20 protein-coding genes and 1 pseudogene are annotated in these 26057 nt (G+C 72.2%); 14 read left to right on the top strand and 7 right to left on the bottom strand.

Annotated features, from left to right (window positions below; all coding sequences use genetic code 11):
• The first annotated feature begins 246 nt into the window (after positions 1-246).
• A complete protein-coding gene (locus IE142_RS02860; RefSeq protein WP_191884212.1) occupies positions 247-864 on the top strand; it encodes a TOPRIM nucleotidyl transferase/hydrolase domain-containing protein in 618 nt (205 codons plus the stop codon).
• 124 nt (positions 865-988) lie between these two features.
• Here IE142_RS02860 and IE142_RS02855 read toward each other — a convergent pair whose 3' ends face one another.
• Entirely contained in the window at positions 989-1399 is a 411-nt protein-coding gene (locus IE142_RS02855) for an ATP-binding protein (protein WP_191884211.1), read from the bottom strand.
• A 217-nt stretch (positions 1400-1616) separates the two neighbouring features.
• Between IE142_RS02855 and IE142_RS02850 the strand changes: the two genes are divergently transcribed.
• The 4 genes from IE142_RS02850 (at position 1617) to IE142_RS02835 (ending at position 6961) form a co-directional block, all read left to right on the top strand.
• On the top strand, positions 1617-2453 hold the full coding sequence (locus tag IE142_RS02850) for a helix-turn-helix domain-containing protein (RefSeq protein WP_191884210.1): 837 nt from the start codon (positions 1617-1619) through the stop codon (positions 2451-2453).
• A gap of 6 nt (positions 2454-2459) precedes the next feature.
• Positions 2460-2648: a DUF397 domain-containing protein gene (locus IE142_RS02845; RefSeq protein ID WP_191884209.1), complete on the top strand. Its 189-nt coding sequence runs from the start codon at positions 2460-2462 to the stop codon at positions 2646-2648.
• Between the two features lie 527 nt (positions 2649-3175).
• Entirely contained in the window at positions 3176-5428 is a 2253-nt protein-coding gene (gene recD2 / locus IE142_RS02840; protein ID WP_191884208.1) for an SF1B family DNA helicase RecD2, read from the top strand.
• Positions 5429-5671: 243 nt separating this feature from the next.
• Positions 5672-6961 (top strand): citrate synthase, encoded by a 1290-nt coding sequence (locus IE142_RS02835; protein WP_100045941.1) that lies wholly within the window; start codon positions 5672-5674, stop codon positions 6959-6961.
• 670 nt (positions 6962-7631) lie between these two features.
• Here IE142_RS02835 and IE142_RS02830 read toward each other — a convergent pair.
• Together IE142_RS02830 and IE142_RS02825 are read right to left on the bottom strand one after the other, a co-directional pair.
• The gene (locus tag IE142_RS02830) at positions 7632-9899 is read right to left on the bottom strand and encodes a heavy metal translocating P-type ATPase (RefSeq protein WP_191884207.1); all 2268 of its coding nucleotides are present in this window, start codon (positions 9897-9899) and stop codon (positions 7632-7634) included.
• Between the two features lie 144 nt (positions 9900-10043).
• Positions 10044-10283 carry a heavy-metal-associated domain-containing protein gene (locus IE142_RS02825; protein ID WP_019325490.1) on the bottom strand — a complete coding sequence of 80 codons (240 nt, stop codon included), beginning with the start codon at positions 10281-10283 and terminating at the stop codon, positions 10044-10046.
• Between the two features lie 157 nt (positions 10284-10440).
• Here IE142_RS02825 and IE142_RS02820 point away from each other — a divergent pair, with 157 nt between their 5' ends.
• Positions 10441-11478 carry a zinc-dependent alcohol dehydrogenase family protein gene (locus IE142_RS02820; RefSeq protein ID WP_191884206.1) on the top strand — a complete coding sequence of 346 codons (1038 nt, stop codon included), beginning with the start codon at positions 10441-10443 and terminating at the stop codon, positions 11476-11478.
• Here the strand turns inward: IE142_RS02820 and IE142_RS02815 are convergent.
• The gene (locus IE142_RS02815; RefSeq protein ID WP_191884205.1) at positions 11465-12058 is read right to left on the bottom strand and encodes a GNAT family N-acetyltransferase; all 594 of its coding nucleotides are present in this window, start codon (positions 12056-12058) and stop codon (positions 11465-11467) included. The genes IE142_RS02820 and IE142_RS02815 overlap by 14 nt on opposite strands.
• Positions 12059-12115: 57 nt before the next feature.
• Positions 12116-12307, bottom strand: a complete 192-nt coding sequence (locus tag IE142_RS02810) for a helix-turn-helix transcriptional regulator (protein WP_043372788.1) — start codon at positions 12305-12307, stop codon at positions 12116-12118.
• 565 nt (positions 12308-12872) lie between these two features.
• Between IE142_RS02810 and IE142_RS36290 the strand changes: the two are divergent.
• Positions 12873-13148: pseudogene (locus IE142_RS36290) on the top strand (hypothetical protein); the annotation flags it as partial.
• A 14-nt stretch (positions 13149-13162) separates the two neighbouring features.
• Complete coding sequence (gene mmsA / locus IE142_RS02805; protein ID WP_191884204.1) at positions 13163-14665, top strand: CoA-acylating methylmalonate-semialdehyde dehydrogenase; 1503 nt, start codon at positions 13163-13165, stop codon at positions 14663-14665.
• A 90-nt stretch (positions 14666-14755) separates the two neighbouring features.
• Here mmsA and IE142_RS02800 read toward each other — a convergent pair whose 3' ends face one another.
• Entirely contained in the window at positions 14756-15613 is an 858-nt protein-coding gene (locus tag IE142_RS02800; RefSeq protein WP_191884203.1) for an SCO4651 family lipoprotein, read from the bottom strand.
• A gap of 262 nt (positions 15614-15875) precedes the next feature.
• Between IE142_RS02800 and IE142_RS02795 the strand changes: the two genes are divergently transcribed.
• From IE142_RS02795 to IE142_RS37475, 6 genes are all read left to right on the top strand, one after another.
• The gene (locus tag IE142_RS02795) at positions 15876-18527 is read left to right on the top strand and encodes an alpha/beta fold hydrolase (RefSeq protein ID WP_191884202.1); all 2652 of its coding nucleotides are present in this window, start codon (positions 15876-15878) and stop codon (positions 18525-18527) included.
• Positions 18524-19405 (top strand): ABC transporter permease, encoded by an 882-nt coding sequence (locus tag IE142_RS02790; RefSeq protein WP_191884201.1) that lies wholly within the window; start codon positions 18524-18526, stop codon positions 19403-19405. Before IE142_RS02795 ends, IE142_RS02790 begins: the two co-directional genes overlap by 4 nt.
• Before the next feature lie 172 nt (positions 19406-19577).
• Entirely contained in the window at positions 19578-21146 is a 1569-nt protein-coding gene (locus IE142_RS02785) for a vWA domain-containing protein (protein WP_191884200.1), read from the top strand.
• A gap of 100 nt (positions 21147-21246) precedes the next feature.
• Positions 21247-23172, top strand: coding sequence for an AMP-dependent synthetase/ligase (locus IE142_RS02780; RefSeq protein ID WP_191884199.1), 1926 nt, complete (start codon positions 21247-21249; stop codon positions 23170-23172).
• A gap of 221 nt (positions 23173-23393) precedes the next feature.
• The gene (locus IE142_RS02775) at positions 23394-23621 is read left to right on the top strand and encodes a chaplin (protein ID WP_100045932.1); all 228 of its coding nucleotides are present in this window, start codon (positions 23394-23396) and stop codon (positions 23619-23621) included.
• A gap of 140 nt (positions 23622-23761) precedes the next feature.
• Positions 23762-24553, top strand: a complete 792-nt coding sequence (locus IE142_RS37475) for a chaplin (protein ID WP_229830127.1) — start codon at positions 23762-23764, stop codon at positions 24551-24553.
• A 148-nt stretch (positions 24554-24701) separates the two neighbouring features.
• On the opposite strand, the gene IE142_RS02765 is transcribed toward IE142_RS37475, so the two are convergent.
• Positions 24702-26027 carry a carboxylate--amine ligase gene (locus IE142_RS02765; protein WP_191884198.1) on the bottom strand — a complete coding sequence of 442 codons (1326 nt, stop codon included), beginning with the start codon at positions 26025-26027 and terminating at the stop codon, positions 24702-24704.
• Between the last annotated feature and the right edge of the window lie 30 nt (positions 26028-26057).

Below are 26057 nucleotides of genomic sequence, written 5' to 3'. Positions count from 1 at the left end.
CTGCCGGGCCATGTCCAGCTCGACGTACGGCTCGCGCAGGCTCAGCCCGTTCGCGCGTTCAGACTGTCCAGCCGTCGTCGTCGGCTGCCGTCGGCCGGCGCCTTGAAGGCTCCGTCCGTCTCCGCCCCTCTGACATGCGGCCCACATGGCTGCCTCTTGCGTCAGGCAGCCGTCAGGCTGCATGTCAACCGCGCGAGGCCGCGATATTCACTACCGCCGTGGTCCCCGAGGACGGAGACTCTACCCATGGCGGACATGGCATCGTTCCGGGACGCGGTCACGGCGTGGGCGGCGGGCGGCCCCGGGGAGCCCGCACGCGACCTCGCCGGGCGCCTGTCCGTCCGGACGGCGGTGCTGCTCGAAGGGCCGAGCGACACGGCGGCGGTCGACGCGCTGGCCGCGCACCACGGCCGGGACCTGGCGGCGGAGGGCGTCTGCGTCCTGGCGATGGGCGGCGCGATGAGCGTCGGCCGCTTCGCCGGCCTGCTCGGTCCGTCCGGCCTGGACCTCCGCCTGACGGGCCTGTGCGACGAACGGGAGCGCGGCTACTACGTCCGCGCCCTGGACCGCGCGAACGCCTCCCCCCACGACCTCTTCGTCTGCACGGCCGACCTGGAGGACGAGCTCATCCGCGCGCTCGGCGAGGAGCGGGTGGCGGAGCTCATCGAGGCGGAGGGCGACCTCCGCCCCCTGCAGACCTTCCTCCGGCAGCCCGCCCAGCAGGGCCGCACCGCCCGGCAGCAGCTGCGCCGCTTCTTCGGCACGAAGAAGGGCCGCAAGATCCACTACGGCCGGGTCCTGGTCGAGGCATTGGACCCGGCCCGTACCCCGGCCCCGCTCGCGGGCCTGTTGGCGGGGATCTGACCGCGTGGAGCGTCTGGCGACCGTGAACACATGACCCGAGGTTGTACTTGGTGCGCTCGAATGAGCGCATGGGTGACACTTGGCGGGTAGGTGTCCTCGTGCTGCGGGGGTGGTGTCGGGGTGGTCAGGCGGAGGCCAGCTCGCACCACACGTACTTGCCCCGGTTGCCGTGTCTGGCCAGCGGGTGCCACCCCCACACATCGGCGCAGGCCCGCACCAGCGCCAGCCCCCGCCCTTCCTCCAGTTCCTCCACCCGCCCGAAGGCGGCCGGGGGTACGGGCGGTTCGGGATCCGCGTCCCAGGCCCCGATCCGCAGTGTGCCGGGCGGCGACCAGCGGATGCGGAGGGCGGCGGGGCCCTTGGTGTGCCGTACGGCGTTGGTGACCAGCTCCGTCGCGAGCAGTTCGGCGACGTCGACGAGGCGGATCAGGCCGTGCATGGTGAGGACCAGGCGAAGGGTGCGGCGGCTGACGGTGACGGCGCGGAGGTCGTTGGGGATGTAGAGGGAGTACTCCCACGGGTCGGTTTCGGGCATGCGGAACTCCTCGTTCGGCGGGATGCGGCGAGTGCGGGCCGGGTGTCGATGCCGCAGCCGTCATGGCAGGACGGGGCGGTGCGCTTCCGGCGGCCCGGTTGCGCTTGGTGTGTCTCGCGTCACCGACAGTAGATCTAAATTTAGGGACGCGACAAGTCGGTCGCGTAATCTGACGCCGAACGAGTTGCACCAACGGATGTGTAAAGAGGGCCAGTCGATGGTGAAGAGGCGCGAACCGACGGCACGCCAACTGCGACTGGCAACGGAACTGCGCCGACTCCGTGAGGCGGCCGGACTCAACTCCCGCCAGGCGGCCGCGTTGCTCGGTGTCGCCCCGGCGCAGATGACCCACATCGAGTCCGCGCTCGCGGGCGTGAGCGAGCAGCGGGTCCGCCGTCTCGCGGCCCACTATGCGTGCACTGATGACGGGTTCATCGACGCACTCGTAGCCATGGCCGTCGAACGGTCGAACGGCTGGTGGGAGGAGTATCGCGGCTTGCTGCCCACGTCGTTCCTGGACCTCTCCGAGCTGGAGCACCACGCCCGCTTCCTCCGCCACGTCGCGATCCTGTACGTGCCGGGACTGCTCCAGACCGAGGAGTACTCGCGCGCTGTCTTCTCGGCGAGACTCCCAGAACTGACCGCTGAGGAACTGGAGGTGCGAATCCGGCACCGGAAGGCGCGCCAACGATTCACCATCCCCTACGAAGCGGTGATCCACGAGGCGGCACTCCGCATCAGAGTCGGCAACCGTGCCACCTCCAGGGCCCAACTCTCGCGACTTCTGGAGCTGTCCGAGGCGGACCACATCACCGTGCGCGTCATTCCCTTCGACTTGGACGGTTTCGCCAGTGCCTCCAGCGCAATGACGTACGTGGGCGGCCCCCTGCCCAAGCTGGACACCGTGGTCCGTGACGCGCTGCACGGCTCGGCCTTCATCGATTCCGAGGCTCAGCTCAACACCTACCGAACGAGCTTTCGTAAGGTGGAGGCCGCGTCACTCGACCCCGGACAGTCGCGTGACTTCATCCGCCGGCTGACGAAGGAGTTCTGAGTCCCTATGGACAACTGGCGCAAGTCGTCCTACTCGGGACCGGGCGACGGCAATGAGTGCGTGGAGATAGCGACGTCGACCACGTGCGTCGCCGTCCGCGACAGCAAATCCCCCACCCGAGCCACCCTCAGTTTCCCCCGCACCGCTTTCACCCACTTCCTCCAGGCGTTGAAGGAGCCGACGGGAAAGCCGTGATGTCGGCGTCGGGCCAAGTCGCCACCAACGTACGTTGAGCCGGGAACCGGGCGCCGCCGATGCACTTCCGTGTCGCCTCGCCGTTGAGCCGGCACACCTCCTCGGGGCCCCGCCACCGGTGTCGAACAGGCAGCACACAGCGCCGACGGTGGCCGCGAGGCCGGTGAACGTCTTCCTGATGCTCGCGGACCGGGCCGAACCGACAGGTGACGTAGCCGATCCGGACCTTCCGTTCTCCTCGGAGGGCGGCCCGGCCGCCTCCCCGTACGCGCGCACCGCCTCATCGAGAACGGCAGGACGATCCGGTCGCCGCTGGGCAGTGTGACGTCGAGCGGCGGCACGTCACGGGACGGGGGCGCCATCCCGGCCACGGCGGCCAGTGCCCTCGCGACGCTCCGGGGACGCAGGCAGATGTCGCAGCCGTGGTCAGTCCCATGGTTCCCCTCCGCCGCGCCGGGGCGATTCGCACGCCCGCATGATCTTGCGGACCTCTCACCACTGTCACACCCCACCGGTACCGTCGGATCATGCCCAACCAGCCCCCCGCGGCCCCCGGCGAGCGGCGGCTCGCCACCCTCGAAGGCGTCCTGGAGCGCATCACGTACGCCAACGAGGAGAACGGCTACACCGTCGCCCGGGTCGACACCGGCAGAGGCGCAGGCGACCTGCTGACCGTCGTCGGCGCGCTGCTCGGCGCCCAGGTCGGGGAGTCGTTGCGGATGGAGGGCCGCTGGGGGTCGCATCCGCAGTACGGCAAGCAGTTCCACGTCGAGAACTACACGACCGTCCTGCCCGCCACCGTGCAGGGCATCCGCCGCTACCTCGGCTCCGGCCTCGTCAAGGGAATCGGGCCGGTCTTCGCCGACCGCATCACGCAGCACTTCGGCATCGACACCCTCACCGTCATCGAGGAGGAGCCGAAGCGGCTCATCGAGGTGCCCGGCCTCGGCCCCAAGCGGACCAAGAAGATCGCCGACGCCTGGGAGGAGCAGAAGGCGATCAAGGAGGTCATGCTCTTCCTCCAGACCGTCGAGGTGTCCACCTCCATCGCCGTGCGCATCTACAAGAAGTACGGCGACGCCTCGATCTCCGTCGTGAAGAACCAGCCCTACCGCCTCGCCGCCGACGTCTGGGGCATCGGCTTCCTCACCGCCGACAAGATCGCCCAGTCCGTGGGCATCCCGCACGACAGCCCGGAGCGGGTGAAGGCGGGCCTTCAGTACGCCCTGTCGCAGGCCACCGACCAGGGGCACTGCTACCTCCCCGAGGAGAAGCTGATCGCCGACGCGGTGAAGCTGCTCCAGGTGGACACCGGGCTCGTCATCGAGTGCCTGGCCGAGCTGGCCGCCGAGCCGGAGGAAGGTGAGGATCCGGGGGTGGTGCGGGAGAAGGTCCCCGACCCGGAGGGCGGCGACCCCGTCACCGCCGTCTACCTCGTCCCGTTCCACCGCGCCGAACTGGCCCTGGCGGGACAGCTGCGCCGCCTCCTCCGCTCGGCCGAGGACCGGATGCCCGCCTTCCAGGACGTGGCCTGGGACAAGGCGCTCGGCTGGCTGGGGCGGCGCACGGGCGCCGACCTCGCCCCCGAGCAGGAGGCGGCCGTCAGGCTGGCCCTCACCGAGAAGGTCGCCGTCCTCACCGGCGGCCCCGGCTGCGGCAAGTCGTTCACCGTCCGGTCGATCGTGGAGCTGGCCCGCGCGAAGAAGGCCAAGGTCGTACTCGCCGCACCGACCGGCCGGGCCGCCAAGCGCCTCGCCGAGCTGACCGGCGCCGAAGCGTCCACCGTGCACCGGCTGCTGGAGCTCAAGCCCGGCGGTGACGCCGCCTACGACCGGGACCGGCCGCTCGACGCCGACCTGGTGGTGGTCGACGAGGCGTCCATGCTGGACCTCCTCCTCGCCAACAAACTGGTCAAGGCCGTACCCCCGGGCGCCCACCTGCTCTTCGTCGGGGACGTCGACCAGCTGCCGAGCGTGGGGGCGGGGGAGGTGCTGAGGGATCTGCTCGCCGACGGCAGTCCCGTGCCCGCGGTCCGCCTCACCCGGGTCTTCCGCCAGGCCCAGCAGTCGGGGGTCGTGTCCAACGCGCACCGGATCAACGCCGGGCAGCACCCGCTCACGGACGGCATGAAGGACTTCTTCCTCTTCGTCGAGGACGACACCGAGGCGGCCGGACGGCTCACCGTGGACGTCGCCGCGCGGCGCGTACCGGCCAAGTTCGGGCTCGATCCGCGTCGGGACGTGCAGGTGCTCGCTCCCATGCACCGCGGGCCCGCAGGCGCCGGCGCGCTCAACGGACTGCTCCAGCAGGCCATCACCCCGGGCCGCCCGGATCTCGCCGAGAAGCGGTTCGGCGGTCGTGTCTTCCGGGTCGGCGACAAGGTCACCCAGATTCGCAACAATTACGAAAAGGGTGAGAACGGTGTCTTCAACGGCACCGTCGGCGTGGTCACCTCACTCGACCCGGTGGACCAGCGCCTCACCGTGCTGACGGACGAGGACGAGGAGGTTCCGTACGAACTCGACGAACTGGACGAACTGGCGCACGCCTACGCGGTGACGATCCACCGCTCCCAGGGCAGCGAATACCCGGCGGTGGTGATTCCCGTGACCACCGGCGCCTGGATGATGCTCCAGCGGAACCTGCTGTACACGGCGGTCACCCGGGCCAAGAAGCTGGTCGTCCTCGTCGGCTCCCGCAGGGCGATCGGACAGGCGGTGCGCACGGTCTCGGCCGGCCGGCGCTGCACGGCGCTCGACTTCCGGCTGGCGGGCTGCTGACCCAGAGGCCCTCCGGGTAAACCTCCCGACCCTGTGACAAAAATGATCGATCAAACGGGTCGGGAAGGTCACAGAGCACTTCCGGATGGGGACAGGAGGGGGCAGGATGGGCTGGCTGGCGGCACTGAGTGCCGCCAAGAGGCCCGATGGTCGACCCCGAGTGCACTCTCCTGAGCCAAGTGGGGGATGGTAGAGACAGTCAGGGCACCTCGAAGATGAGGCACTACGTCGGTGAGGGAAGACGTGAGCGACAACTCTGTAGTACTGCGGTACGGCGATGGCGAGTACACCTACCCGGTGATCGACAGCACCGTCGGCGACAAGGGCTTCGACATCGGGAAGCTCCGCGCCCAGACCGGTCTGGTGACGCTGGACAGCGGTTACGGCAACACCGCCGCATACAAATCCGCCATTACCTATCTGGACGGCGAAGCCGGCATCCTCCGGTACCGCGGCTACCCGATCGAGCAGCTGGCCGAGCGCTCGTCCTTCGTGGAGGTCGCCTACCTGCTGATCAACGGCGAGCTGCCGACCGTCGACGAGCTCACCGCGTTCCAGAACGAGATCACGCAGCACACCCTGCTGCACGAGGACGTCAAGAACTTCTACAAGGGCTTCCCGCGCGACGCCCACCCGATGGCCATGCTGTCGTCGGTGGTCTCCGCGCTGTCGACGTTCTACCAGGACAGCCACAACCCGTTCGACGAGCGCCAGCGCAACCTCTCGACGATCCGGCTGCTCGCCAAGCTTCCGACGATCGCCGCCTACGCGTACAAGAAGTCGATCGGCCACCCGTTCGTCTACCCGCGCAACGACCTCGGCTACGTCGAGAACTTCCTGCGCATGACGTTCTCGGTCCCGGCGCAGGAGTACGAGCTCGACCCGATCGTCGTCTCCGCGCTGGACAAGCTGCTGATCCTGCACGCGGACCACGAGCAGAACTGCTCGACGTCCACGGTCCGCCTGGTCGGTTCCTCGCAGGCGAACATGTTCGCCTCGATCTCCGCCGGCATCAACGCCCTCTGGGGCCCGCTGCACGGCGGCGCCAACCAGTCGGTGCTGGAGATGCTGGAGGGCATCCGCGACTCCGGCGGCGACGTCGACACCTTCATCCGCAAGGTGAAGAACAAGGAGGACGGCGTCCGCCTGATGGGCTTCGGCCACCGGGTCTACAAGAACTTCGACCCGCGCGCCAAGATCATCAAGGCCGCCGCGCACGACGTGCTCTCCGCCCTCGGCAAGTCCGACGAGCTGCTGGACATCGCCCTGAAGCTGGAGGAGCACGCGCTCTCCGACGACTACTTCGTCTCGCGCAGCCTCTACCCGAACGTCGACTTCTACACCGGCCTGATCTACCGGGCCATGGGCTTCCCGACCGAGATGTTCACGGTCCTGTTCGCCCTCGGCCGGCTGCCGGGCTGGATCGCCCAGTGGCACGAGATGATCAAGGAGCCGGGTTCGCGCATCGGCCGCCCGCGCCAGATCTACACCGGCGTCGTCGAGCGCGACTTCGTGCCGGTCGAGGAGCGCTGAGCGCCCCCTCCCCGGGCTTGTGGGTCCCGTGCTCGACGCGCTGCCGTCGGGCGCGGGGCCTTTCGCCTTCTCGCCCCCGCCGTGCCGTCCCGCCCTGCCGCCGTCCTGTGCCCCGCACGGGCCGCGAACAGCAGAAGGCGCCCCGGCGCCGGTCCCCCCACGGGCCGACGACCAGGGCGCCTTCCCATGTCCCGGTGCGGATTCCCCCCACGGGATCCGGCCGGGCGTCTGTGAGGACAGCGCCTGAATCGCTGTACTGAGCACAACGAGCAGAACCCGCCGTGCCTGTCGTGCCGATCTATCGCGTGTTGCGTGTCGCCTGTGTCCGTCGTCGTGCGGTCTGCCGGGACAACGCACGCCCGGGAGGGCCGCTCAAAGCTTCCCGGTGTACGTGTCCCGGCAACGCAGCTCTGGGAAAGTCCCCCAAGACATCCCCAGATGTCAGGTGACGCCCCCCAAGACGCTGCCTGACATCGCCAACTTAGACCTTCGAACCCCTTCGATGGTTACGTTCGCATCACTGTGATCTGCGTCTCTTGCATATGTCCCTTAGGTGCGCAAGAGCCCCGATACGCCGACCGGGACCCAAGCGTAAGGAAGATGCGCGAGCCTTGTGAAGAGCTTATGTGAGGTGCGTGCCGGACTCCAGAGGGCTCCGGCCATCGAGACCTCAGTGAAACGCGCGCAGCCGCAGGCTGTTGGTCACCACGAAGACCGAGGAGAAGGCCATCGCCGCCCCCGCGATCATCGGGTTCAGCAGCCCCGCGGCGGCCAGCGGCAGCGCGGCCACGTTGTAGCCGAAGGCCCACACGAGGTTGCTCTTGATCGTGGACAGGGTGCGCCGGGACAACCGGATCGCGTCCGCGGCCACCCGCAGGTCACCGCGGACCAGCGTCAGATCGCCCGCCTCGATGGCCGCGTCCGTCCCCGTGCCCATCGCCAGGCCCAGGTCGGCGGTGGCGAGCGCGGCGGCGTCGTTGACGCCGTCCCCGACCATGGCGACCGCACGGCCCTCGCGGCGCAGCCGCTCCACCACGGCCACCTTCTCCTCGGGCAGCACCTCGGCGATCACCTCGTCGATGCCGACGGCGCGGGCGACCGACTCGGCGACCCGCCGGTTGTCGCCGGTCAGCAGTACGGGGGTGAGGCCCAGCCGGCGCAGCTCGGTCACCGCCTCGGCGCTGGTCTCCCGGACCGTGTCCGCCACGGCGACCACCCCGCGCGCGGCGCCGTCCCAGCCGACCACGACGGCCGTACGACCGCCCCTCTCGGCCTCGTCGCGAGCGCGGGCCACCCCGGGCGGGAGGTCGTCGTGGAGACGCCCCACGACCACCTCACGGCCCTCCACGCGCCCGCGCACGCCCCGCCCCGGGACGTTCTCGAAGTCCTCGACGCCGGGCAGCGTGCCGACCCGCTCCTCGGCGCCGGCGGCGACCGCGCGTGCCACGGGGTGCTCGGAGGCGTGCTCGACGGCGCCCGCGAGGCGCAGCACCTCCTCCTCGTCGGTGCCCTCGCCGGCGTACACCTCGTGCAGGGTCATGCGGCCCGTGGTGACGGTGCCGGTCTTGTCCAGGACGACCGTGTCGACGCGCCGCGTGGACTCCAGCACCTCCGGGCCCTTGATCAGGATGCCGAGCTGGGCGCCGCGCCCGGTGCCGACCATCAGCGCGGTCGGTGTCGCCAGGCCCAGTGCGCACGGGCAGGCGATGATCAGTACGGCGACGGCGGCGGTGAACGCGGCGACCGTGTCACCGGTGGCGCCCAGCCACCCGCCGAAGGTGGCGAACGCGATCAGCAGCACGACGGGCACGAAGACGCCCGAGACCCGGTCGGCGAGCCGCTGCACCTCGGCCTTGCCGCTCTGCGCGTCCTCGACCAGCTGCGCCATCCGCGCCAGCCGCGTGTCGGCGCCGACCCGGGCGGCCTCGACGACCAGCCGGCCCCCGGCGTTGACCGTGGCGCCGGTGACGGTGTCGCCGGCGCCGACGTCCACCGGGACGGACTCACCGGTCAGCATCGAGGCGTCCACGGCACCGGCGCCCTCGACCACCGTGCCGTCGGTGGCGATCTTCTCGCCGGGCCGTACGACGAACCGGTCGCCGACCGCCAGCCGGCCCACCGGAATCCGCACCTCGCGCCCGTCCCGCAGTACCGCGACGTCCTTCGCGCCCAGCTCCATCAGCGCCCGCAGCGCGGCTCCGGCGCGGCGCTTGGCGCGGGCCTCCAGCCAGCGGCCGAGGAGGAGGAAGGCGGTGACCCCGGCCGCGGCCTCCAGGTAGATCGCGGAGGCGCCGTCGGCGCGGGAGACGGTGAGGTCGAAGCCGTGCCGCATGCCCGGCATGCCCGCGTCTTCGAAGAACAGCGCCCACAGCGACCAGCCGAACGCCGCGAGCGTGCCGAGCGAGACCAGGGTGTCCATGGTGGCCGCTCCGTGCCGGAGGTTGGTCCAGGCGGCGCGGTGGAAGGGCAGCCCGCCCCAGACCACGACGGGCGCGGCCAGGGTGAGCGAGAGCCACTGCCAGTTGTCGAACTGGAGCGCCGGGACCATCGCGAGCAGCACGACGGGGGCGGCGAGGAGGGCGGAGACGACCAGGCGCCGGCGCAGGGTGGACAGCTCGGGGTCGTCGGTGCCCGCCGCGGACCCGGCGCCCTCCGGCGGCTCGGCCTCCTCGGCCGGCTGGGGTTCCTCGGCGGTGTAGCCGGTCCTGACGACGGTGGCGATCAGGTCGGCGACCGGGGTGGTCGCCGGGTACGTGACCCGGGCCTTCTCCGTCGCGTAGTTCACCGTGGCGGTGACGCCGTCCATCCGGTTGAGCTTCTTTTCGACACGGGCGGCGCAGGAGGCGCAGGTCATCCCGCCGACGATCAGCTCGACCTCGGCGAGGGCCGGCCCGGGGGCCGTGGCGTCCGTGGGCGTTTCCGCGGTGGTGCTGGTCATGGTCCGGACTCCAGACGAGCCGGCCGGACCGTGCGAGGCCCGGCCGGAGGGGCTGTGGGAGGTGCTGGGCGCTTCAGAACGGGGCTGCGGGGCCTTCGGGCCGTGGGCGGCGCATGGGCGCTCGTCCCCCGGTGACGTGGCCGGTCAGGCCCTGCCGACCAGCTCGAAGCCCGCCTCGTCCACGGCGGCGCGTACGGCCTCGTCGTCGAGGGGCGCCTCGGAGACTACGGTGACGACGCCGGTGGACGCGACGGCCTGCACCGAGCCGACGCCCGCGATCTCGGAGATCTCGCCGGAAACGGCGCCCTCGCAGTGTCCGCAGCTCATTCCGCTCACCTTGTAGACGGTGGTGACGGAGCCCTGGGTGTCGGTCTGGGCGGTCATGTTGTCGCTCCTCGTCAAGGCGTTCGTGGCGGGTACGCGTGATCCGGCGCGGATCACTCATCCCCCACTGTACCCCTAGGGGGTATGAAGCCGGATGGGCCTGCCGTGAGATGAGGGGCGGGAAGCGGAAACTCCGCTACGGAAGTGAGGGTGACGGATGCGCGCGGTCGTGTTCGAGCGCTTCGGTGAGCCGGCCGAGGTGCGGGAGGTCGCCGACCCGCGGCCCTCGCCGCACGGCGTCGTGGTCCGCGTCGAGGCCACCGGGCTGTGCCGCAGCGACTGGCACGGATGGCAGGGCCACGACCCGGACATCACGCTGCCGCACGTGCCCGGCCACGAGCTCGCCGGGGTCGTCGAGGCGGTCGGCGACCGGGTGGCCGGATGGCGGCCCGGCGACCGGGTGACCGTGCCCTTCGTCTGCGCCTGCGGGAGCTGCGGGGCGTGCGCGGCGGGCGACCAGCAGGTGTGCGAACGCCAGACCCAGCCGGGCTTCACCCATTGGGGTTCCTTCGCCGAGTACGTGGCGCTCGACCACGCCGACGTCAACCTCGTCGCCGTGCCCGAGGGCATGTCGTACGCCACGGCCGCCTCGCTGGGCTGCCGGTTCGCCACCGCCTTCCGTGCCGTCGTGCAGCAGGGCCGCGTCGCGGCGGGGGAGTGGGTCGCGGTGCACGGCTGCGGGGGCGTCGGCCTGTCCGCGGTGATGATCGCGGCGGCGTCGGGCGCACGGGTGGTCGCCGTGGACGTGTCGGTTCGGGCGCTGGAGCTGGCGCGCGCATTCGGCGCGGTGGAGTGCGTGGACGCGTCCCGGACGCCGGACACCGCGGCGGCCGTTCGCGACCTCACCGGCGGCGGCGCCCACCTCTCCCTCGACGCCCTCGGCTCGCCCGTCACCTGCGCCGCGTCCGTGAACGGCCTGCGTCGCCGCGGCCGGCACGTCCAGGTCGGGCTGCTGCCCTCGGCCGACGGCACCACACCGGTGCCGATGGCCCGCGCCGTCGCCCTGGAGCTCGAACTCGCCGGCAGCCACGGAATGGCCGCGCACACCTACCCGCCGATGCTGGAACTGGTCCGCGGCGGAGTGCTCCGCCCCGACCTGCTGGTGACGTCCACCATCGGGCTGGAGGCCGTCCCGGCGGCCCTCGCGGCGATGGGGACGGCGCCCGGCGCGGGCGTGACGGTCATCGAGCCGTGACGGGGCGCCCTCGGTCGGCGTCGGGCCGCCCGCGGTGGGCGGCCCACTCGTGGTCGAGGACTGCCATCAGCACTTCGTCCACCCACACGCCGTCCCGCCACGCGGCTTCGCGCCGCACCCCCTCCACCACGAAACCGGTCTTCTCGTACACCCGCCGGGCCCGGGGGTTGTCTGCGTAGACCTCCAATTGGACGCGGTGCAGGCCCACCTGGTGGAAGCCGTGGCCGACGATCAGCCTTGTCGCCTCGCTGCCCAGGCCCCGGCCGCGTCCCCGGGGGCCGATGAGGGTTCGGAAGGTGCAGCTGCGGGCTGACGGGTCCCACTCGTACAGGACGACCTCGCCGACGAGTTCGCCGGTGGCGCGGTCGGTGACCGCGAGGTCGAGCCGGTCCGGGTCGCCGGTACGCACGCCGTACCAGGAGCGCAGCCGTTCCCGGGTGAGTTCTGTGGTCGGCTCGAAGGTGAAGCGGATGACCTCGGGGTCGCCGGTGATCTCCCACATCGTGTCGGCGTCCTGCCGGGTGAACGGCCGGAGGACGGTTTTCGAGCCGGTCAGGACGGGTTTCACGGAGAAGTCCATGGGCGCAACCTTGCCCCCTGCGACCACGGGACAGCGAACGGATCGCCGGCCTTGGGGCTACCGCTTCCGGTTGCTGGGGCGGGACGCCACCCAGGCCCGGACCGTGTCCGGGTACCAGTAGGGCTTCCCGCCCTCCACGTGGTCGGGTGGCGGCAGCAGCCCGTGCTTCCGGTACGACCGGACGGTGTCCGGCTGTACCCGGATGTGAGCAGCGATGTCCTTGTAGGACCAGAGCCTTCGGTCGGTCACTCGTTGCACCTCCCTGCGCGCACCTCGGCGGCGGCCGGGGACGGCCGCCGGGGGGAGCCGGATGCCGCGCCGGTGATCTCCAAGCCTGTGCCGGGTGAACGACGTCGGGTGCTGGGCGGTCAGGGCCCGTTCCGGGGTGTGACGAAAGTCCCGCCTCCGCGTGACATGTGTGACAGGAGGAGCGTCTTTGTGACACAAGTGCTGCAATCGCGTACGCCGGAGTTCAGGCGTGGCGCGTTGACTTCCGCTGTGCGGTGTGGGACGCGACGGCGGACGGCTGACTCTCGGGCCATGTCGTCCGAATGTCCGGACAAAACATTGACAGGTCGCACCCGCGGGGCTAGAAACCGGGGGAGACGCGACGGCGCGCAGTGAACGGCGGGCACCGAAGGGGGAACGCGATGGCGCACGACCCGATCGCCGGGTGCCCGGAGTCCGCGACCGCCGACGCCGGTCCCCCCACCGAACGCCTCCGGCGCGGGGCGGCCGCCTCGCCCTGGCAGGAGCGAGGCGCGAGCGCCGACTCCCCGCTCGCATCGGCCCGCGCCGGAGGTTCCCGCGTCCCGCAGGGGCGCCGGCCGCCGACACTGCCCCACGTGTCTACGCGGACACCCAAACCGCAGACACAGTGTCGGGCCCGTCCGGAGCGCCCGGCTGCTGGGATGGACCCATGGCAGTGACCGCGACCCGAACGCCCCGGACCGCGACCCGAACGCCCCGGACCGCGACCCGAACGCCCCGGACCGCGACCCGATGGCCGCGGACGGCGCCCCGATCGTCGCCGGTCACCGCCCGTGAGCTGGACCAACGGCACGTCTCGACCCGTCGCCGCCATCTGTGAAGGAGTTCTCGGTCATGACGAACATCGTCAACCACTGGATCGGCGGCAAGACCGCCGAAGGCGCCTCGGGCACGTACGGGCCGGTGACGAACCCGGCGACCGGCGCCGTCACCACCAAGGTCGCCTTCGCCTCGGTCGAAGAGGTGGACGCCGCGGTCGCCGCCGCCAAGGAGGCATACCTGACCTGGGGTCAGTCCTCGCTGGCCCAGCGCACCTCGATCCTCTTCAAGTTCCGGGCGCTGCTGGACGCCCACCGCGACGAGATCGCCGAGCTGATCACCGCCGAGCACGGCAAGGTGCACTCCGACGCGCTCGGCGAGGTCGCGCGCGGCCTGGAGATCGTCGACCTGGCCTGCGGCATCAGCGTGCAGCTGAAGGGGGAGCTGTCGACGCAGGTCGCCACCCGCGTCGACGTGTCCTCGATCCGGCAGCCGCTCGGCGTCGTCGCCGGCATCACCCCGTTCAACTTCCCGGCGATGGTGCCGATGTGGATGTTCCCCATCGCCATCGCCTGCGGCAACACCTTCGTGCTCAAGCCGAGCGAGAAGGACCCGTCGGCCGCGAACAGGATCGCCGAGTTGCTCGCCGAGGCCGGTCTGCCGGACGGCGTCTTCAACGTCGTGCACGGTGACAAGGTGGCCGTGGACCGGCTTCTGGAGCACCCGGACGTCAAGGCGGTCTCCTTCGTCGGCTCGACCCCGATCGCCCGCTACATCCACACCACCGCCTCGGCGAACGGCAAGCGCGTCCAGGCCCTCGGTGGCGCCAAGAACCACATGCTGGTGCTGCCCGACGCCGACCTCGACGCGGCGGCCGACGCGGCCGTCTCCGCGGCGTACGGCTCGGCCGGCGAGCGCTGCATGGCGATCTCCGCGGTCGTGGCGGTCGGCGCGGTCGGCGACGAGCTGGTCGAGAAGATCCGCGAACGCGCCGAGAAGATCAAGATCGGCCCGGGCGACGACCCGGCGTCCGAGATGGGCCCCCTCATCACCGAGGCGCACCGAGACAAGGTGGCGTCCTACGTCGAGGGCGCGGCGGCCGAGGGCTGCGAGGTCGTCCTGGACGGCACCGGCCACACGGTCGACGGCCACGAGGACGGCCACTGGATCGGCATCTCGCTCCTGGACAAGGTGCCGACCACGGCGAAGGCCTACCAGGACGAGATCTTCGGCCCGGTGCTGTGCGTGCTGCGCGCGGGCACCTACGAGGAGGGCCTGGCGCTCATCAACGCCTCCCCCTTCGGCAACGGCACCGCGATCTTCACCCGGGACGGCGGCGCGGCCCGCCGCTTCCAGCTGGAGGTCGAGGCCGGCATGGTCGGCGTCAACGTCCCGATCCCGGTCCCCGTCGGCTACCACTCCTTCGGCGGCTGGAAGGACTCGCTCTTCGGCGACCACCACGTCTACGGCAACGACGGCACGCACTTCTACACCCGCGGCAAGGTCGTCACCACGCGCTGGCCGGACCCGGCCGACGCCCCGGCGGGCGTGGACCTGGGCTTCCCGCGCAACCACTGAGCTGGACCGCTGAGCGCGACCACTGAGCTCGACCACCCGGGCTCCGGTGCCCCGGCCCACCCGTGCGGGCCGGGGCACCGCCGTGCGGTCTCAGCCGGCCGTCGCGCCCGAGTTCTTCACTTCCTCGGTGAGGTCCCCGACCTCATGCGCGGGCGGGGCCACGATCTCCTCGGTGGCGCCGAACTTGTCGAAGTCCATGGTGACCTTCATGGCGCCGAACTCCTGCTCCAGGCGCACCGGCAGATCCTTCTCGCCCACCCAGATGTCCATGGTGATCGAGTCGCCGCCGGTGGAGTCGAGCATGCTGTCGGCGCCGCTGAAGGCCTCCTTGAACTTGCCCAGGTCCTTCTCGTCGAGCACCGCACGGTAGTGGGTCGTGGGCTTGCCGTTGACGGTCTCCGCGCCGAGGTCCTCGACGTCGCTCGCGTACTTGAGACCCTTCATGGAGTCCGCCGGGCTGGCCCCGCCGCCCCCGCTGAACGCGGCGGCGCCCGACTCGCCGAACACCGCCGACCCGTCGATCTTGATCCATTCCTTGCCCTCGAGCGGGCCGTCGGGCTGCGGATCGATGTCGTAGTAGTAGGCGCCGTCGACGAACAGGGTGCGCACGGTCGGCGAGTCCGTGAGGTCCTGCATCTGCACGGCCTCGGTGTCCATCTCGACATCGAGCGCGTAGCCGTCGCCCCAGGAATAGGTGCCGTCCATGGCGATCGGCTCGCCGGTGCCCAGGTCGGTCGTCGTCCTGACCTCGGCGGAGCCCAGCTCCTCGGTCCGGTCGGTGGCCCGCGAGAGCGCCGCCATGATCGTGTCAGCCTTGCTCACGGCCGTGTCGGCCGCCTTGCCGGCGCTTTCCGCCGCCGACTTGGCGCTCTCCGATCCGCACGCGGTCGCCGCGACCATCGCCGCCGCCGTCAGCCCCACCCAGGCCGCGCTGTACCTCAGGTTCATGAGTCCCCACCCGTTGCCGTGTTTCTGTGATTCACCTGTGCCCAGGACTCTACCGGGCGTCACCGACAGCGTCCGGTCACCGGACGACGGGACGTCCCTTAGCCCCGCCCCCGTCCGCCGGAAGGCCCCGGACGTAATCCGCCAGTAACTCCCCCCTACCGCGTCCGCGGTACGCGGTGCCCGTCCCGTACCTCCGTGGGAGGGGCGGAGGTTCGGCCCCGGGGCTGCCCCCGATGTCGGCGGCGGCCCGTACCGTTGACGCATGGATCTTCGACTGCCCCGCGTGCGAGGGCTGCTACGGGGGCCGCGGCGGATCCTCGCCGCCGCGGCCGTCGTCGTCGTGCTCGCCGGCGCCGGGACCTGGACGGCCGTCGCCGGTGACGACCCGCCGCCGGTGCACCGCTCGGACCGGGTCGTGACGGTGGGCGACGGGGTGCGCCTGGACACCTCCTTCTTCACGGCGGGCACCGACGGCCGCCGCCCGGCCGTCCTTCTCGCGCACGGCTTCGGCGGCAGCAAGGCCGACGTACGGGACCAGGCGGAGGACCTCGCCCGCGACGGGTACGCGGTCCTGACCTGGTCGGCGCGCGGCTTCGGCGAGTCCACCGGGAAGATCGGGCTGAACGCCCCGGACGGCGAGGTCGCCGACGTGTCCCGGCTGATCGACTGGCTGGCGAAGCGACCCGAGGTGCGGCTGGACGAGCGGGGCGACCCGCGCGTGGGCGTGACCGGCGGCTCCTACGGCGGCGCGGTCGCGCTGCTGGCCGCCGGGCACGACCACCGGGTCGACGCGATCGCCCCGGCCGTCACGTACTGGAACCTCTCGGACGCCCTCTTCCCGAACGGCGTCTTCAAGAAGCTGTGGGCGGGCATCTTCGTCAACCTGGGCGGTGGCTGCGAGCGGTTCGAGGACCGGCTGTGCCGCATGTACCAGCGGGTCGCCGAGTCCGGGACGCCGGACGCGCGCGCCACGGCTCTCCTCGACGAACGCAGCCCGCAGGCCGTCGCCGACCGCATCGACGTACCGACGCTGCTGGTCCAGGGGCAGACCGACTCCCTCTTCCCGCTGAGCCAGGCCGACCTGGCCGCCCAGGCGATCGGGGACGACGGCGCCCCGGTGGCCGTCGACTGGATCGCGGGCGGGCACGACGGCGGCGACATGGAGACGGACCGCGTCCAGGCCCGCGTCGGGGCGTGGTTCGACCGCTATCTGAAGGACGACGAGTCGGCCGGCACCGGCCCCGCCTTCCGCGTCACCCGCACCCTGGGCACCGGCAGCGGCGACGGCGAACCCCGCCTGGAGGGCGTGAGCGCCGACTCCTACCCGGGCCTGGCCGGCGAGCCGCGCACGATCGAACTGCGCGGCCGCGAGCAGTCCTTCGACAACCCGCCCGGCGCGAGCCCGCCCGCCGTCTCCGCCCTCCCCGGCATCGGCGGCTCCGGCGGACTCTCCCAGCTCTCCTCCCTCGGTATCGGCGTCTCCCTCGACTTCCCCGGCCAGCACGCAGCCTTCGAGTCGGCACCGCTGGAGGAGGACGTCCGGATCACCGGCTCGCCGACCGCCACCGTGCACGTGAAGTCCACCGAGGACGAAGCCGTGCTCTTCGCCAAGGTGTACGACGTCGGGCCGGGCGGCACCCAGCCGGTGCTCCCCTCCCAACTGGTCACGCCCGTCCGGGTGGACGACATCGGCGACGGCAGGGACGTGAAGCTGGCCCTGCCCGCGATCGACCACGAGGTGGAGCGCGGCCACCGCCTGCGCCTGGTCCTGTCCTCCACCGACCTCGGCTACGCCTCCCCGGCCGCTCCCGCCACGTACACCGTCTCCCTGAAGGGCGACCTGGCCGTCCCGACGGGCCTCCGCGACACCGGCCAGGTGGCCGGGCTGCCGGCCTGGGTCTGGGGGGCGCCCCTCGCGGGCGCCGCCGTGGCCGCGGCCCTGCTGGTGACCGCCCGCCGCCGCACCACCGCGCCGCCGCCCGACCCCGCGCTGGCCGGCGTACCGCTGCGGATCACCGGCCTGACCAAGCGGTACGGCAAGTCCGGCGACCGGTACGCCGTCCGGGACCTGTCCTTCCGCGTCGAGCCGGGCCAGGTGCTCGGACTGCTCGGACCCAACGGCGCGGGCAAGACGACGACCCTGCGCATGCTCATGGGCCTGATCACGCCGGACGGCGGCGAGATCCGCGTCTTCGGTCACGCCATCGCGCCCGGCGCCCCGGTGCTCTCCCGCGTCGGCGCGTTCGTCGAGGGCGCCGGCTTCCTGCCGCACCTGTCCGGCCGGGAGAACCTGGAGCTGTACTGGCGGGCCACCGGCCGCCCGCCCGAGGACGCCCACCTGGACGAGGCCCTGGAGATCGCCGGTCTCGGCGACGCGCTCGCCCGCGCGGTGCGCACCTACTCGCAGGGCATGCGCCAGCGGTTGGCCATCGCCCAGGCCATGCTGGGCCTGCCCGACCTGCTGATCCTGGACGAGCCGACCAACGGCCTGGACCCGCCGCAGATCCGCGAGATGCGCGAGGTGATGATCCGTTACGCGGCGGCCGGCCGCACGGTGATCGTCTCCAGCCACCTGCTGTCCGAGGTCGAGCAGAGCTGCACCCACCTGGTGGTCATGGACCGCGGGCGGCTCGTCCAGGCGGGCCCGGTCGGCGAGATCGTCGGCTCCGGGGACACGCTGCTGGTGGGCACCTCCGCGGCGGTGGACGCGCCCCTGGTCGAGAAGGTGGCCGCCCTGCCGGGCGTGGCCTCGGCGGCGGCGGCCGACGGCGGCCTGCTGGTCCGCCTCGGACCCGGCGGCACCGCCCGGGACCTGATCGCCGAACTCGTCCGCCTCGAGGTGCCCGTGGAGTCGGTGGGCCCCCACCGGCGCCTCGAGGACGCTTTCCTCACCCTGATCGGAGACCCGGCATGAGCACGCAGGTCGAACGCGCCGCGCCCGCCGGCCCCCGGGAGGTCGCCGAGGGCTATCGCGCGGGCCGCACGCTGCCCGTGCGGGTGGAGCTGGTCCGCCAGCTGAAGCGGCGGCGCACGCTCGTGATGGGCGGCATCCTCTTCGCCCTGCCGTTCGTGCTGCTCGTCGCCTTCCGGATCGGCGGCGAGCCGGGCCGGGCGAACGGCCAGATCAGCCTGATGGACTCGGCCACCGCGTCGGGGGCCAACTTCGCCGCGGTGAACCTGTTCGCCTCCGCGGGCTTCCTCCTCGTCGTGCCCGTCGCCCTGTTCTTCGGGGACACGGTCGCCTCGGAGGCCGGCTGGTCCTCCCTGCGCTATCTGCTGGCGGCGCCGGTGCCCCGTGCCCGCCTGCTCTGGTCCAAACTGGTCGTCGCCCTCACCCTCAGTCTCGCCGCGATCGTCCTGCTGCCGCTGACCGCGCTGGCCGTCGGCACGGCCGCCTACGGCTGGGGGCCGCTGGAGCTGCCCACCGGCGGCAGCCTGCCCACCGGCACCGCGGCCGAGCGCCTGGCGATCACGGTGGCGTACGTCTTCGTCTCGCAACTGGTCACCGCCGCGCTGGCGTTCTGGCTGTCGACCAAGACGGACGCCCCGCTCGGCGCGGTCGGCGGTGCGGTCGGCCTGACCATCATCGGCAACGTCCTGGACGAGGTGACCGCCCTCGGCGGCTGGCGCGACTTCCTGCCCGCGCACTGGCAGTACGCCTGGCTCGACACGGTCCGGCCCGAGCTGGACTGGACCCGCCTGATCCAGGGCACGTCGCTGTCGGTGACATACGCACTCGTGCTGTTCGCCCTGGCCTTCCGGGGCTTCGCCCGCAAGGACGTGGTGTCCTAGGGCGAAGCCCGGTGACTTCGGCGAGGTCACCGGAGGATCACCCACCGGTCTCGGCGGCCCGCCGCCGTGCCCACTTCGAGACGCAGCCGTGACGCCCCGTGCCGCACGTTCCGCCCTCCCGCGCCGTCACAGTCACGTACAGCGGCGTCAACGGAACCAGGGGGCACGGAAGATGATGCGTCACCGGACACGAGGGCCGATCGGCGCGCTGCTCGCGCTCACGGCGGCGGGCGGCCTGCTGCTCACCGGCTGCGGGGGAGGCGACGACGCGGCGCGGGGCGCGAAGGACACAGCGGTGGATTCCCGGGGCGGGAACTCCGTGCCGATGCCCGCACCCGACCGACCGCGCGGCGAGGGCGGACAGCGCCACGACGGGACCGCGACCACCGGCGGGACGGCAGACTCCCGGGAGATCGCCCCCGAACCCGCCCTCCTCTCCACCTTCGCCCTGGACGTCGACACCGCTTCCTACGGTTACGCCCGCCGCACCCTGGCCGAGGGCCGGCTGCCCGACCCGTCGACGGTCCGGCCCGAGGAGTTCGTCAACAGCTTCCGCCAGGACTACGACCGCCCCGACGGCGACGGCTTCACGGTGACCGTGGACGGCGCCCGCGCCGACGAGGAGGACTGGTTGCTGGTCCGCGTCGGCCTGGCCACCCGCTCCGCCGAGCAGCGGGACGATCGCCCGCCGGCCGCGCTGACGTTCGTCATCGACGTCTCCGGCTCCATGGCCGAGCCCGGCCGCCTCGACCTCGCCAAGGAATCCCTCGGCACGATGACCGACCGCCTGCGTGACGACGACTCGGTCGCGCTGGTCACCTTCAGCGACGAGGCCGAGACCGTCCTGCCGATGACCCGGCTCGGCGAGCGCCGCGGCCGGATCCACGACGCCGTCGACAGCCTGGAGCCCGCCCAGTCCACCAACCTCGGCGCGGGCGTGGAGACCGGCTACGACACCGCCGTCGAGGGCCGCCGCGAGGGCGCCACCAACCGCGTCGTCCTGGTCTCCGACGCCCTCGCCAACACCGGCGACACCGACGCGGACGCCATCCTCGAACGCATCGCGGACGAGCGTCGCGAGCACGGCATCACCCTCTTCGGCGTCGGCGTCGGCAGCGACTACGGCGACGCCCTGATGGAGCGCCTGGCCGACAAGGGCGACGGCCACACCACGTACGTCTCGGACACCGGGGACGCCCGCGAGGTCTTCTGCGAGGAACTGCCGCGCCACGTCGAACTGGCCGCCCGCGACGCCAAGGCCCAGGTCGCCTTCGACCCGGAGACGGTCGCCGAGTTCCGCCTCGTCGGCTACGACAACCGCCGCGTCGCCGACGACGACTTCCGCGACGACCGCGTCGACGGCGGCGAGGTCGGCCCGGGCCATACCGTCACCGCCCTGTACGCCGTCCGCACCCGGCCCGGCGCCGACGGCCACCTGGCCACGGCGACCGTCCGCTGGCTCGACCCCGTCGGCCGCGCCCCGCACGAGGAGTCCGGCGAAGTGGGAACCGGCGACCTCGGCGACTCGGTGTGGGACGCGGACCGCGGCCTGCGGGTGACGGCGACCGCCGCCTACTTCGCCGAGGCCCTGCGCTCCCCGTACGACGGCGACGGTGCCCTGCCCGGCGCACCGCCCCTGGGCGATCTCGCCGAGCGTGCGGAGGCGCTGGCCGACCGCACGGAGGATCCGGACGTCCGGCAGCTTGCCACCGCGGTCCGGCAGGCCGACCGGCTGACCTGAGTCACACCCGTTGACCGCTTACGCATGAGTAAGTTTACTCTCAAGTAAGTAGCGGGAACATGCAGCGCGACACCACTCCGATCCGCGACCGGGAGCCGACATGGGCGTACGCAGGGACCTGAAACGGGCGAGGCAGCGCGGCGACCTGGTCTCCCGCGCACGGACCGAGACCGTCAGGGACGCGCACGGCACCGTCCGCGAGGCCCGCACCGCGCCCCTGGCGTCCCGGAAAACCACGGGCAGCACCGCGGACATCCCGTTCACCAACGCGGCCGAGGCCCCCGACGCGGTGGTCCTGCGCCGCGAGGCGAACGGCGCCTGGCAGCCCGTCACCGCGGTGCAGTTCGCCCGCGAAGTGGCCGCCGTGGCCAAGGGCCTGATCGCCGCCGGCCTGGAACCCGGCGGCCGGGTCGCCGTCATGTCCCGCACCCGCTACGAGTGGACGGTCCTGGACTTCGCGGTCTGGACGGCCGGCGGCCAGACCGTGCCCGTGTACGCCACCTCCTCCGCCGACCAGGTGGAGTGGATCGTCCGCGACTCCGGCGCCCGCCACGTCGTCACCGAGACCGCCGCCCACACCGCGACCGTCGTGGCGGGCACGGCCGGTCACGACCAGCACCCGCGAGCTTGGGAAATCGACTCCGGCGCCCTCGCCGACCTCACCGCCCTCGGCCTGGGCGTGAGCGACGAGGAGGTCACCAAGCGCCGCACCGCCCTGACCCCGGACACGGTGGCGACCGTCTGCTACACCTCCGGCACCACCGGCCGCCCCAAGGGCTGCGTCCTCACCCACGCCAACCTGCACGCCGAGGCCGCCAACACGGTCGAGCTGCTGCACCCGATCTTCAAGGAGGTCACCGGTCAGACCGCGTCGACCCTCCTCTTCCTGCCGCTCGCCCACATCCTCGGCCGCACCATCCAGATCGCCTGCCTGCTGGCCCGCATCGAGCTCGGCCACTTCCCGAGCATCAAGCCCGACGAACTCCGCCCTGCGCTCAAGGAGTTCCGCCCGACCTTCCTGGTCGGCGTCCCGTACCTCTTCGAAAAGATCCACGACACCGGACGCGCCACCGCCGAGAAGATCGGCCGCGGCGCCTCCTTCGAACGCGCCCACCGCCTCGCCGTCCGCTTCGGTGCCGCCCACCTGCAGCGCTTCCTCGGCCGCGGCAAGGGCCCCGGCCCCGCCCTGTGGGCGGGCTGGGCCCTGTACGACCTGCTGGTCTACCGCCGGGTCCGGGCCGAACTCGGCGGCCGGATGCGCTACGCCATCAGCGGCGGCTCCCCGCTCGAACGCGACCTCAACCTGTTCTTCCACGCCGCCGGAATCATGATCTACGAGGGCTGGGGCCTCACCGAGACCACCGCCGCCGCCACCATCGTCCCGCCGCTCGGCCCCCGTCCCGGCACCGTCGGACCGCCGATCCCCGGCACCGCCGTGCGCATCGCCGACGACGGCGAGGTACTCGTCAAGGGCGGCATCGTCTTCGGCGCCTACCGGGGCGACCGGCAGGCCACCGACGCCGCCCTCACCGACGGCTGGTTCGCCACCGGCGACCTCGGCTGCCTGGACGACGACGGCTACCTCACCATCACCGGCCGCAAGAAGGACCTGCTGGTCACCTCCGGCGGCAAGAACGTCTCCCCGGCCGTCCTGGAGGACCGCCTGCGCAGCCGCCCGCCCGTCGCCCAGTGCCTGGTCGTCGGTGACAACCGCCCGTTCGTCGCCGCCCTGGTCACCCTCGACCCGGACGCCGTCGCCCACTGGCTGGCGGTGCGGAAACTGCCCGCCGACACCCCGATGTCCGAGCTCGTGCGGGACGAGCGGATGCGCGCCGACGTCCAGGCGGCCGTCGACCACGCCAACACGGCCGTCTCCCGCGCCGAGTCGATCCGCGCCTTCCGCATCGTCGAGGGCGAGTTCACCGAGGAGAACGGGCTGCTCACCCCGTCCCTGAAGGTCAAGCGGCAGGCGGCGGTGGCGGCGTACGCGCACGAGATCGAGGCGCTCTACACGTCGGACCGGTGACCGGGGGTGCGGCGGCGCACGGACCCGCCCCACCACCCGGGATTCACGGCCTCATCATGCCGTGAGGCATTCGAGTGAATTCCGCCGCTCTTCTCATTTCGTCGTTTCTCCGCTCGCCAATTCCTCGTTGGCAGGCTGCAGGTCATGGTGCGAGCCGTCAATGCTGTGCTCGCGCGGTTTCTGCCGTCATTCAGGCATGACTGCAAGGAAGGGAAGATCTCATGAAGAAGAGCGCTGCAGTCGTCGCCGGCGCGTTCATGGCCCTCGGCATGGCCGCCCCGGCGTTCGCCGACTCGGGCGCCGAAGCCGCCGCGATCGGTTCCCCGGGGGTCCTGTCCGGCAACGTCGTCCAGGTTCCCGTGCACATTCCCGTGAACGTGTGCGGTAACAGCGTCAACATCGGCGGCCTGCTGAACGAGGCCGCCGACAACACGTGCGTGAACGACTGAGGCCGTTCCGACCAGCCGACCGGCCGCGTCACGGCCGGCCCTGGCCAGCTCTTCTGGTCCGAGGGTCGGCTTTCGCCCGTTTCTGCGGCCGTTGTGCGGCTCATCCTTCAGTCATCTCTCCAAGTAGGAAGACAACCAGAGTGCGACAGACCTTGAGCAGGGGGATGGTCGCGGCTGCCGCCGCGACGGGCATCCTGTCCCTGTGCGGCAGCCCCGCCCTTGCCGACTCGTCCGCGGACGGCGTCGCCAAGGGCTCGCCCGGCGTCGCGTCCGGCAACGCCGTTCAGGCCCCGGTCAACGTGCCGGTGAACGTCTGCGGCAACACCGTCGACGCGGTCGGCGCGTTCAACTCCGCCTACGGCAACGAGTGCGTGAACGGCTCGGACGAGCACGCCGACGACTCCGGATCCCACGGCGACGACCGCTCGGGCCACGGCTCGTACCAGGACGGCGGATACGGCGAGGACGTCGAGGTTCCGTCCGGTGCCTCAGCGATCGCCGAGGCCAAGGGCTCGCCCGGCGTCGCCTCCGGCAACGTCGTCCAGGTCCCGGTCGACGTGCCGGTGAACGTCTGCGGCAATTCCGTCGACGCGGTCGGCGCGTTCAACTCCGCCTACGGCAACTCCTGCGAACAGGAGAAGACCCCGGGCGGCTACGGCGAGGAGGAGAAGCCTCCGGTCACTCCGCCCACCGACGAGGAGAAGCCTCCGCCGCCGGCCGAGGAGGAGAAGCCTCCGCCGCCGGCCGAGGAGGGCAAGACCCCGCCGCCGGCGAAGGAGGAGAAGACCCCGCCGACCCCGGACTCGGAGCGTCCGCCCGTGCTGGCGGAGACCGGCAACGAGGTCATGCTGGGTTCCGCTGCCGCTGCCGCCGCACTGGTCGCGGGCGGTGCGATCCTGTACCGCCGGGGTCGGGCCGCCACCCGCCACTGACGGGTTCCAGCCCGCCTCATCGCCCCCGGCCGGCCTTCCACGGTCCGCCGGGGGCGTCGTGGTGCCCGGCGCCGGTGGACGGGACGGTGCCGGGCCGCCCGGCACGGCACGGCGCCCTGCCCGCGACCGTCCCAGCCGGGTGGCCCCGTCAGCGGCTGCCCGCCTTCTCGTCGTCCGGGCGGTCGGAGCAGCCGGCACGGTCGTCGGCGGGAGCGGTCGCCTGGCGGACCACACGGGCCCGGACCGGCCCGCCGGAACCCGGGCGACCGTCCCTCCGGCGCAGGCGGGGCAGACCGTGCGGGCCGTTCAGGCGGTGCAGCAGCCGGGTGGTCACATGCCTGCCCCACAGGGCCCACAGGGCCCGGCCGGGGGCCCGGTCGTCCGCGGCGTGCCAGGCCAGCTCACGACCGTCGGGGGCCGGACGCAGCAGGCTCAGCGGCGCGTAGTTCTCCACCACGAACGCCCGCCCCGGCCGCGGCGCCCCCTCCGGCAACGGACGGTCGGTCAGGTCCAGGTGCAGCGCGCGTACGACGTCCAGCCCGGCCGTGTCGGTGAAGAGCCGGAACTGGGCGCCGGGGCGCGGGTTGAAGTCGAGCAGGTGGTAGCTGCCCGTCGTACCGCAGCGACGGAAGTCGAGGTCGAAGACGCCCCGGTAGCCGAGCTCCCCGGCGATCCGCTCGGCGAGCGCCTGTACCTGCGGGTTCCGCGTCCAGCGGCCGACCGCCGTCAGACCGGCGCCACGCGGCCGGGCGAGCGTCTTGCGGCCGGGACCGCCGGCCCGGACCGTGCCGAAGCGGTCGGCGTACCCGTGGAAGAACCAGTCGCGGTCCGGCCCCGGTGGCAGGAACGCCTGGAGCAGCAGCCGGCTGCCCGCCTCCTCGGCCCGCCGGCACAGCTCACCGGCCTCCCGCGCCGAGCGCACCAGCACCGTGCTGCGCAGTCCGCCGCCCGGGGGCAGCAGCCAGGGCCGGCTCCACTTCGCCACCATCGGCAGCCCCAGCCGCGACGCGGCACGGGTGGCCTCGACCGGACCGTCCGGGACCAGGGTCTCGGGGTGCGGGACGTCCAACGACGCGCACACGCCGACCAGTTCCGCCTTGTCGGCCACTCGTCCGGGCAGTGCCGCGGGCAGGTCGGGCAGCAGGTACCAGGGCGCCAGCTCCAGCCGCGTCCGCCCCACCGCGAGGGCACTCGCGTCGTCCATCGGGATCAGTACGGCGGGGCGTGCGATCTGCGCGGCGACACGGCGCAGGACGCCCACGATGTCGGCGGTGGACGCGCCGGGCGGCGGGGGAGTGTGCAGCCGGCTCAGGTAGCGGGAGGAGCGGACCGGGCTCCGGCCGCAGTCGGCGACCACGTGCACGTCCACCCCCGCGCGGCCGAGTGAACGCACGGCGCCCAGCGTTCCGTGGTGAAAGGGATTCCGGTCGATCCGCAGCAGTACGGCGGGAACACGGGTGTCGAAAAGCGACACGGGGATACTTCCTTCGAAATCGGTCGGGGT

The sequence above is a fragment of the Streptomyces mutabilis genome, from assembly GCF_014649815.1.
Lineage (GTDB): Bacteria > Actinomycetota > Actinomycetes > Streptomycetales > Streptomycetaceae > Streptomyces > Streptomyces mutabilis.
Note: the sequence above shows the minus strand (reverse complement) of the source record. Positions and strands in the feature narration are given on the sequence as shown.